This window comes from Kocuria sp. CH-021, assembly GCF_049716185.1.
GTDB lineage: Bacteria > Actinomycetota > Actinomycetes > Actinomycetales > Micrococcaceae > Kocuria > Kocuria cellulosilytica.
In genome coordinates this window covers 1-2,114 of the sequence record NZ_JBNAFK010000046.1, presented here as the reverse complement: position 1 = coordinate 2,114, position 2,114 = coordinate 1, and the positions used below count along the sequence as shown (strand labels likewise).

Sequence of the window (2,114 nt, the reverse complement as noted above, 5' to 3'; positions counted from 1 at the left end):
ATGGTCTGGGCGCTGGTCTGGCTCGCGGGGTGGGGCGCGAACTCCACCCACGGCCTGGTGGGCGGCTACCGCTTCCTCGCCCACGGGCTGGCCTACGAACTGCCGCTGATGTTCGCGCTGGTGGCCCCGGCCATCGCCGCCGGCAGCCTGGCCGTGGGGGACGTCGCGGCCGCCCAGGACGGGGTCTGGTTCGTGGTGTGGATGCCGGTGGCGTTCCTCGTCTTCCTCATCGGCGTGACGGGCTTCTCCGTGTGGGGCCCGTTCGCTCCGGCCCTCGCCGCCGACATCACCGGCGGTGTGCTGGCCGAGCTGTCGGGGACCGACCGCCTCGTCTTCCAAGCCGGGCGATACCTGTTCCTCACCGCCGGCGCCGCCTTCTCGGTGCCACTCTTCCTCGGGGGAGGCGCCGGGCCGGTGCTGCCCGGCTGGGCGTGGGTCCTGGTGAAGACCGTAGTGGTGCTGGCGGTGCTCGTGTGGTTGCGGCGGAAGATCCCGCTGCTGCGCCCGGACCAGTTCATGGAGATCGGCTGGGTGGTCCTGCTCCCGGCCGCCGTGGTCCAGGACCTGGTCGTGTCCCTCGTCGTCGTCTGGAAGGGCTGAGCCATGCTGGTCGGAATCGTGTTCTGGGTGCTCGCCGCGGTGGCCGTGGCCGCGGGGGCGGCCGTGTTCGTGGTGGACTCCATGGCCCGGGCCACCTACGCCCTGGCACTGTCCTTCATCGCCGTGGGGGTGCAGATCCTGCTGCTGGACCAGAGCTACCTGGGGATCATCACGATCCTGATGATGGTGATGGAGATGGCGGTGATGGCGGTCTACATGGTGATGTTCATGGGCATGAACCCCGCTCTGATGCCCATGGACATGACCCACGGGAAGAAGACCGCGATCGGCGCCTCGGCCGGGGTCTTCGTGCTGCTGGCCGCCGGTGCCCTGCTGATCCCGTGGCCGCAGCGGCGCGGCGCCCCGCCCGAGGACCTCACGCACGCGCTGGGCCTGGAGATCATGGGCGAGAAGATGCTGGTGATGGCCGTGGTGGGGCCGGTGATGGTGGCGACCATCGTGGCCGGGGTGGTCCTGGCCGCCCACCGCACCCGCTACGACCGGTTCGGTGACGACCTGCGCCGCCGCCCGGCGGACGACCCCCAGCCGGGAGGTGTGGGCCGATGACCCTCGAAGCCGTCCTCGTCGTGGCCGCCGCGCTGTTCGCGGTGGGGCTCTACGGCGCCCTGTCCCAGCAGGTGGTGGTGATGGTGATGATGGGCCTGGAGCTGATGATCAACGGGGTGCTGTTGGCCGCGGCGGGGTTCTGGTGGTTCCTCGCCCCGGACCCCTCCGGGCAGGTGCTGCTGCTGGTGGTCCTGGCGGCCATGACCGTGGAGATGGCCATGGGCTTCGCCGTGGCCACGCTGCTGCACCGCAGGCGGCAGACGGACATGACCGACATGGCCGAGGAGCTCGCCCGATGACCGCGGCCCAGGCCGTGCTGCTGGCCGTGGTGGTGCTCCCGGCCGCCGTGGGCGCGGTGCTCGCCCTCACCCGGGCGGAGCGGGCCGCCGCTCCGGTCGCGGTGCTCACCGCCGCGGTGACCACGGTGCTCGCGGCGGCCGCCGCCCTGGCCCGGCCCTCCCTGTCCGTCCCGTTCGTGGCCGGCGCCGAGTTCGCGCTGGAGGTCGACGCCCTCGCAGCACTCACCCTCCCGATGGTCGCGGGGGTGACGCTGCTGGTCCTGGTCTTCGCGGCCGGCAGCATCCGGGCGGCACGGCCGCGCTTCCACGGGCTGATGCTGGTCTTCGCCGCCGCCGCCCTGGCCACGGTCACGGCCGCGAGCCTGCCGGCGCTGCTGTTCGCGTGGGAGCTGATGGGCGCGACCTCCTACGCCCTGATCGGGTTCTGGTGGCGGGACGCCGATCGCGTCTCGGCCGGGCTCACGGCCTTCGTCACGACCCGCACCGCGGACCTGGGGCTCTACCTCGCCGCCGGCGCCGCCCTGGCCGGCGGCGCCGGAATGGCCCTGTCCGCCCTGCCGGCCGCCGAGAGCCCGTGGCGGCACGTGGCCGCGGCCGGGATCCTGGTGGCGGCGCTGGGCAAGGCGGCGCAGCTGCCGTTCTCGTTCT

4 protein-coding genes are annotated in these 2,114 nt (G+C 72.9%); all 4 read left to right on the top strand.

Features of this window, described 5'->3' with window-relative positions; translation table 11 throughout:
- Positions 1-600 (top strand): NADH-quinone oxidoreductase subunit H (locus ACPYN7_RS17920; RefSeq protein ID WP_424348545.1); only part of this gene is annotated, 600 nt, incomplete at its 5' end.
- Between the two features lie 3 nt (positions 601-603).
- Complete coding sequence (locus ACPYN7_RS17915) at positions 604-1,167, top strand: NADH-quinone oxidoreductase subunit J (RefSeq protein WP_424348544.1); 564 nt, start codon at positions 604-606, stop codon at positions 1,165-1,167.
- Positions 1,164-1,466 carry an NADH-quinone oxidoreductase subunit NuoK gene (locus ACPYN7_RS17910; RefSeq protein ID WP_058874205.1) on the top strand — a complete coding sequence of 101 codons (303 nt, stop codon included), beginning with the start codon at positions 1,164-1,166 and terminating at the stop codon, positions 1,464-1,466. Before ACPYN7_RS17915 ends, ACPYN7_RS17910 begins: the two co-directional genes overlap by 4 nt.
- A partial coding sequence (locus ACPYN7_RS17905; RefSeq protein WP_424348543.1) for a proton-conducting transporter membrane subunit occupies positions 1,463-2,114 on the top strand: 652 nt, incomplete at its 3' end. The genes ACPYN7_RS17910 and ACPYN7_RS17905, both read left to right, overlap by 4 nt.